This is a genomic window from Streptomyces sp. NPDC051907, from assembly GCF_040681075.1.
Classification (GTDB): domain Bacteria; phylum Actinomycetota; class Actinomycetes; order Streptomycetales; family Streptomycetaceae; genus Streptomyces.
This window is the reverse complement of record NZ_JBFAYB010000189.1, coordinates 1-6,531: the sequence shown is the minus strand read 5'-3', so window position 1 is coordinate 6,531 and position 6,531 is coordinate 1. Positions and strand designations below refer to the sequence as shown.

Annotated in this window: 7 protein-coding genes; 1 reads left to right on the top strand and 6 read right to left on the bottom strand. The window is 69.6% G+C overall.

The features are described from left to right. Positions 1–130 precede the first annotated feature (130 nt). The 4 genes from AB0M39_RS41100 to AB0M39_RS41085 are packed head-to-tail and all read right to left on the bottom strand — an operon-like array spanning position 131 to position 2,970. Positions 131–736, bottom strand: a complete 606-nt coding sequence (locus AB0M39_RS41100; RefSeq protein WP_365374061.1) for a hypothetical protein — start codon at positions 734–736, stop codon at positions 131–133. After that, positions 733–1,419, bottom strand: coding sequence for a hypothetical protein (locus tag AB0M39_RS41095; RefSeq protein ID WP_365374059.1), 687 nt, complete (start codon positions 1,417–1,419; stop codon positions 733–735). The genes AB0M39_RS41100 and AB0M39_RS41095 overlap by 4 nt, the downstream gene beginning before the upstream one ends. Before the next feature lie 20 nt (positions 1,420–1,439). Further along, on the bottom strand, positions 1,440–2,675 hold the full coding sequence (locus AB0M39_RS41090) for a putative T7SS-secreted protein (RefSeq protein ID WP_365374056.1): 1,236 nt from the start codon (positions 2,673–2,675) through the stop codon (positions 1,440–1,442). After that, entirely contained in the window at positions 2,668–2,970 is a 303-nt protein-coding gene (locus AB0M39_RS41085; protein WP_365374053.1) for a hypothetical protein, read from the bottom strand. The genes AB0M39_RS41090 and AB0M39_RS41085 overlap by 8 nt, the downstream gene beginning before the upstream one ends. 132 nt (positions 2,971–3,102) lie before the next feature. Between AB0M39_RS41085 and AB0M39_RS41080 the strand changes: the two genes are divergently transcribed. Beyond that, a complete protein-coding gene (locus tag AB0M39_RS41080; protein ID WP_365374050.1) occupies positions 3,103–4,434 on the top strand; it encodes an SDR family oxidoreductase in 1,332 nt (443 codons plus the stop codon). A 28-nt stretch (positions 4,435–4,462) separates the two neighbouring features. Here the strand turns inward: AB0M39_RS41080 and AB0M39_RS41075 are convergent, their stop codons facing one another. Both AB0M39_RS41075 and ddaH read right to left on the bottom strand, forming a co-directional pair. After that, a complete protein-coding gene (locus tag AB0M39_RS41075; protein ID WP_365374047.1) occupies positions 4,463–5,437 on the bottom strand; it encodes an acyl-ACP desaturase in 975 nt (324 codons plus the stop codon). Between the two features lie 116 nt (positions 5,438–5,553). Next, positions 5,554–6,330 (bottom strand): dimethylargininase, encoded by a 777-nt coding sequence (gene ddaH / locus AB0M39_RS41070; protein WP_365374045.1) that lies wholly within the window; start codon positions 6,328–6,330, stop codon positions 5,554–5,556. Positions 6,331–6,531 lie beyond the last annotated feature (201 nt).

Below are 6,531 nucleotides of genomic sequence, written 5' to 3'. Positions count from 1 at the left end.
CTGGACAACGTCGGGATGTTGGGGTTTTGGGGGGCACTCTGGTTCATGTACCGCCACGCCCTGGGGGGGGCCCTGGGCTGTGGGGGGGGGGGGCGGGGTGGCCGCTTGACGGCGGCCACCCCGGACGCTCTCACGTCGTGCGTACTCGACCGTCCTTGACGAGGTCCGCGCGTTCGGCCAGCGCATTCCCCTCCGGGCTGCCTGGCGGGACGGCGTCACCCATGGACTCGGGCACGGCGCGAACGGGATAGTGGCCGCCGACGGGGGACACGACGCCGCCGTAGCGGGGGTCGCCCGCGAACCAGATCAAGTCCGGTTGCGGATTCTGTTTCTGCGCGAGATGCGCGGAGAACGGCGTCAGTCGCAGAACAGGCCTGTGCTCCTCGCTGAACCGGATCACGATGACCTTTGGGCTCTCGAGCGAGCGGCGGGGATGCTCGCACGGGTAGGCCTGCCAGGGATAGGCCTTCAGGACGCTGGCGACCCGTCGCGTGCGAAGGAGAGCCAGGAACGTCACCCCCAGTGCAATAGGGAAGAAGAGCACGTTGAGCAGGATGAAACCGATCATCTCCGACAGGGGCTGAGTCGCGCACAGATAGACGGATCCTGCACCCACGGACAGCACGGCGATCAGCCAGATACGGCGTCTGACGACGAGCCGCCGATGACCATCCGCGGTCGGCGGGTGATCGAACGCTGCTTTTGCCGCGGGAAGTGCGGGCGGTTGCGGGGTCATGAGAGCAACTCCAGAATGCGCGATGGCCGTTGAGCGGGAGCGACCGCCGGAGAGGGTGCGTCAAACGCGATCGTTTGGGCGATGCCCTCGAGGACATCGGTATACGAGCCCGCGTGACGAACCGCGGCACTGGTGAGATCAGCCACGGCCAGGTGCACCCCTGTGGGGAAGGGCACGGTGAGTCGGGCTTGGAATACCTCGCACGGCGCAGTCGTGATGCCCTCGCTCTCCAGCCGGTCACGATGTGGGGCCGCCAGCAACCCGGACACCAGCGCTGCCGGTACACCGGTGGGCAGAGTGATGAACTTGCCGGTGCTGGTACTCCACAGAGGGGACTTCGCGAGAGCGAGTGCGCTCTGGGCAACAGCCAGGGCTGCTGTCCGTAAAGCGATTCCTTTCACCGACAACGAGAACAGCGAGATGCAGGCGCCGTTGTCTTCGTCAGGATGCACACCGACTGCTGTGTGAACGCTCCCGTGTGTACGCATTACGGTGAGCAGGCGCACCAGAGTCCGTGCTTCGTTGAGCGATGAAGCGACTTCGGCTGGGCTCTCCATGATGGACGGCATGAGAACCATGGCGACTTGTTCGACCTCGCTGAGGGCGTCATTGTCGAGGCTGTGGTACCCGGGCGGCAGCCGAAACCACAACTGTGGTGCGGAAGACAGGTTTTCGTTGGTCATGAAGGATTGCTTTCTTGCGCCTAACGAGTGAGTGCGGCCCATGCCTGGGCAGCCTTCGCCGCGGAGCTGGGGCCGTCGTCGAGAGCGGCGCGGGCGCCGTCCACTGCAGTAGCGCTGTTCGCTACGTCTTCGTTGTGCTCGAGCGGCCCATAGTGGCTAGCAGCCGTCGCTGCACCCGCGCCCGACAAGGTGTACTTCACGGAGTCTTGGACGGGGCTCGGGGTGCTTCTGAGCGCCCACCCAGTGAGCGGGTTCTCCACTTGGCGCATATCGTCCATCGCTCCCCTTGCCCCGCTGGCGAATCCCCGGGTGCCTGCGCACAGTGCCGCCAGACCCCCGGAATCCGCGACAGCAGACGTCGCGTGCGCGGCTGCGGAGGCGGACTTCGCCCCGTGGGCAATAGCCGCGACGCCCGGTACAGACCCGAGAGCGTCCCCTGTCAAGGTCACCGTGCTGTCCCAGAAGTCGGCATCGAACTCACCTTTCGTGAATCCGTCCTTCAGCGACTTCTGAACCTTTGAATTCGTTGCATGGAGAGCGAGAGCCCCGATGCTTGCTCCTGCTGCCACGAACAACAGCGTCAAACCCAAGGCCGGCAATGCGGGCCCGAGCAGAAGGGCGGCGAAGCCCGCGACAGCCGACACGTCGGACAGGACGTCGCCCAGATTCTCGTCGATCCACGCCAGCGTCTTGTCCAACACCCCCGGCTCCTCCGGCGCCAGCCTGTCCGTCGCCTCGTTCAGGGACTTCGCGATGCGGCCCGCCTCCGCCCTGTGCGTCGATTCCAGTTCTCTGGCCAGGCGGCGGACCGACTCCAGGGCGTCCCTCGCCCGTGTCACCGCCTCCGCCGCCGCGCGGAGTTCCGTGTCCGACGCGTCGGGGGCCGCGCACGTCTTCTCGTAGTGGGTCTCGGCCCGAGCGAGGCTCGACTTGTCCTCCTTCGCCCTCGCCTCGTACCTCTGCGCCGTCGCCTGGTAGCCGACCAGGTCGTCGTGCCACCTCCGCAGCTGCGACGCCGCCTTCGAGAGCGACCGGTGCGCGTTCTTCAAGTAGCGCGGCAGCTCCCCGTCCAGCGCCTCGCGGAACGCGTCCGCCGCCTCGCCGTGCCAGTGCGTCGTCTCGCCGAGGAGCTGGTCGATCAGGCGGTGCGCCGTGCCCAGCGACGTCGCCGACGTGCTCAGGCGCTTGTGGAGCGCCGAGATCGCCGACACGCTCCCCGGCGCCGGGTCCCAGCCCAGATGAGGACAGTCACGCATCCGCGTCCACCGCCTTGAACGCCGACTCGATCGCCTTGTTGACCTGGACGTAGCCCTCGTGGCTCAGCTTCACCCCGTCGCGCACCGTCCCGACCCGCGCGCCCAGCTGCTCCGCGCCGTGTCTCCAGCGGCTCTGGAAGCCGTCGCACGCCTCGTCCAGGTCCCTTGTGCCCAGCTCGTCCGCGCGGGCCCGCTCCAGAGCCCGGCGGGCCTCCCCGAGGGAGGTCAGTGACGTGCCCAGCGCCCGGGAGAGGCGGCCCAACTGGTCGGTGTCCACCTGAAGATCGCGATCCATGGCCGACCACCTTGGCAGATCATCCCTCGAACCGGATAAATGCCGTACCCCTCACGGGTGGTGGGATATCCGGATGCTGACCCCGCCGGCGCCTCGTTAAGATCGCCGGACACAGCGGGGGCAGGACAGCACATGGACACGCATTTCACGCAGGACGAGCTCGACGTCTTCGAGCGCACGATCGGCAGGCTGCGTGCCCTGCCGCTGGGGGATCCCGCCCGGGTGCGCGCCGAGGAGGCCGCCGCCTTCTTCGCGCGCGAGAGCCGGCACAAGCGGCGCAAGGCCCGCAAGAAGGCCCGCGCCCGCGCCGACGCGGCCGCCGCAGCCGCCACCGCCACCGGCGCGCTCGACCGGCGCGAGGACGCTCCCCTCGCCGCTCCCGGGAGCGCCGGCGCCTACCACCGGCCCCGGCGCTGCTACGTCTGCAAGGCGCACTATCGCCAGGTCGACGCGTTCTACCACCTGCTCTGCCCGTCGTGCGCCGCCGACAACACCGCTCGTCGCGCTCTGTCCACCGACCTCACGGGACGGCGCGTCCTGCTCACCGGAGGGCGGGTGAAGATCGGGTTCCAGCTGGCCCTGATGATGCTGCGCGACGGCGCGGAGCTCCTGGTCACCAGCCGCTTCCCGCGCGACGCCCTGCGCCGCTTCCAGTCTGCCCCGGGCAGCGAGCGGTGGCTGGACCGGCTCACCGTGCTCGCCGTGGACCTGCGCGACCCGCGCCAGGTGCTCGGGCTGTGCGAGCGGCTGCGCGCCCGCGGCGAGCCCCTGGACGTCCTCGTCAACAACGCCGCCCAGACCGTACGCCGCCCGCCCGAGTCGTACGCCGCGCTCGCCGCGGGGGAGCGCGCCGCGCTCCCGCCCGGCGCGATGGCCGCGCCCGGCTTCGCGTCGACGGCCGCCGTCGGAGCGGGCAACGGCGCGCTCGCCTTCGTACTGGACGGCGACGTGGACGAGGCCGGGCTGCTGCCCGACCTCTCCCCGGTCAACTCCTGGTCCGCCGAGCTCGGCGGGCTCGACCCGGCCGACCTGCTCGAGGCCCAGCTCGTCAACGCCCTCGCGCCCGCGCTCCTCGCCGACCGGCTGCTGCCGCTGCTGCTCGCCTCGCCCCGCCCGCGCCGCTACATCGTCAACGTCTCCGCGGTGGAGGGACAGTTCGCAGCGCCCAACAAGACGGGCGGCCACCCGCACACGAACATGGCGAAGGCCGCGCTCAACATGCTCACTCGCACGAGCGCGGCCGGACTCGCCGCTCAGGGCGTCCATATGTGCAGCGTCGACACCGGCTGGATCACCGACGAGAATCCCGCGCCCCGCAAGGCCCGTATCGCCGCCGCCGGCACGCGTACGCCGCTCGACGTGGTGGACGGCGCGGCCCGCGTCTACGACCCGATAGTGCGCGGGGAGGCGGGCTCGCCGGTCGCCGGGGTGTTCCTCAAGGACTACCGGGAGGCCGAGTGGTGACGCGGCCCCCGATCGGGGCTCTGGAGCTCTAGAGCCCCGCCCGCGCCGCCATCCGCGCCTTGCGCGCCGCCAGCTTCTCGTCGAACTTGCTCGCCTCGCTGTCCAGCCCGCCCATGTACATGCCGAGCTCTTCCTGCGCCTTGAGACCCTCCGGGCCCAGCCCGTCGATCTCCAGCACCTTCAGGTAGCGCAGCACCGGCTGCAGCACGTCGTCGTGGTGGATGCGCATGTTGTAGATCTCGCCGATCGCCATCTGCGCGGCCGCACGCTCGAAGCCGGGCATGCCGTGCCCCGGCATCCGGAAGTTGACCACGACGTCGCGCACGGCCTGCATGGTCAGGTCCGGCGCGAGCTCGAACGCCGAGGAGAGCAGGTTGCGGTAGAAGACCATGTGCAGGTTCTCGTCGGTCGCGATCCGCGCCAGCATGCGGTCGCAGACCGGGTCGCCCGACTGGTGGCCGGTGTTGCGGTGCGAGACGCGGGTCGCCAGCTCCTGGAAGGCGACGTACGCCACCGAGTGCAGCATCGAGTGGCGGTTGTCGGACTCGAAGCCCTCCGCCATGTGCGCCATGCGGAACTGCTCGAGCTTGTCCGGGTCCACGGCGCGCGAGGTGAGCAGGTAGTCGCGCATCACGATGCCGTGCCGGCCCTCCTCCGCGGTCCAGCGGTGCACCCAGGTGCCCCAGGCGCCGTCGCGGCCGAAGAGGCTGGCGATCTCGTGGTGGTAGCTGGGGAGGTTGTCCTCGGTCAGCAGGTTCACCACCAGCGCGATCTTGCCGATGTCGGTGACCTTGGACTGCTCAGGCTCCCAGGCCTGGCCGTCCTCGAAGTAGCCGGGGAAGTTGCGGCCGTCGGAGAAGGGGACGTACTCGTGCGGCATCCAGTCCTTGGCGACCTTGAGATGGCGGTTGAGCTCCTTCTCCACCACCTCTTCCAGCGCGAACAGCAGTCGGGCGTCAGTCCACGCTTCCGAACTGCCGAGGTGGGGAGAGGTGATCGTCACGGGTGCTCCTGGGGGACGGGAGAGTTACCTACGGATTCGTAGGTTACGAGACCGTAGGTTAAGGGGGCAGTAAGCCCCTGGCCAAGCCCGCATCCGTTATGTCCAGTTACATTGGGTTATGAGTACAGGTCGCGCAGCCGTACGGAGAGACAGGTCACGCATCCTTCGAGCTTCTCGAACTCGCTGATATCAACTGATACCGGCTGGTAGCCCAGGTCTGTGAAGATCTCCGCCGTCTTCGGCGCGCTCGCCGCCATCAGCAGCTTCCCCTCGCCCAGCAGCACCACGTGCGAGCCCGGCTCCTCGGGGACCGGGAGGAAGCGCGGGAAGACCGAGGGGGCGTCGACCAGCGGCTCGTACCCGATCACGGTGGAGTCGGGCAGCGCGGTCACCGCGGACTTCAGATGCAGCACCTTGCTCACCGGCACGGCGACCACGCGTGCGCCGAGCGGCTCGAACGCGGCGCGCAGCTGCTGGACGCCCGCCGCGTTCGTCCGCCCGCCGCGGCCCACGTAGATCGTGTCGCCGACCTTGAGCACATCGCCGCCGTCGAGGGTGCCGGGCTCCCATACCCAGTTCACCGAGCAGCCGAGCGCGGCGAGCGTCTCCTCGACGGCCGCGGTCTCCGGCCTGCGCGACTCGGCGCCGGGGCGGGCGATCAGCGCGACGTTGCGGTACATCACGACGGTGTCCTCGACGAACACGCTGTCCGGGCAGTCGTCGGCCGGCTCCGTCTCGACCGTCTCCCAGCCGTGCTCGCGCAGCGTCTCGGCGTACGTCTCCCACTGCTGGAGCGCCAGGTCGACGTCGATTTCAGTGCGCTCGAGGTGCGTGACCAGGCCCTCGGCGAGGCGCGGGCTCGGGCGGCGGATCAGGGCTTTCCTGGTGGGCACGGGGGCGTCTCCGGTCTGTCGGGTGGCGGGTGGCGCCGGGGGCGACGGGTGTCGGGGTGTCGGGTCCGGCGGGATTGGGCGGTCGCGCAACATCATGGCCGCGGTTCGTGGGGTGAGGGAATCCCCGGCGCGGCGCGTGGGGAGCGGGCCCTGTGCCTGGGCGGCGGGCCTGCCGGGGCGCTGCCCCGGACCCCGCGCCTC

What these genes read in the sequence shown, in the direction of transcription:
- AB0M39_RS41100 (WP_365374061.1), bottom strand. Translation starts at nt 736, where the DNA reads ATGACCCCGCAACCGCCCGCACTTCCCGCGGCAAAAGCAGCGTTCGAT.
- AB0M39_RS41095 (WP_365374059.1), bottom strand. Translation starts at nt 1,419, where the DNA reads ATGACCAACGAAAACCTGTCTTCCGCACCACAGTTGTGGTTTCGGCTG.
- AB0M39_RS41090 (WP_365374056.1), bottom strand. Translation starts at nt 2,675, where the DNA reads ATGCGTGACTGTCCTCATCTGGGCTGGGACCCGGCGCCGGGGAGCGTG.
- AB0M39_RS41085 (WP_365374053.1), bottom strand. Translation starts at nt 2,970, where the DNA reads ATGGATCGCGATCTTCAGGTGGACACCGACCAGTTGGGCCGCCTCTCC.
- AB0M39_RS41080 (WP_365374050.1), top strand. Translation starts at nt 3,103, where the DNA reads ATGGACACGCATTTCACGCAGGACGAGCTCGACGTCTTCGAGCGCACG.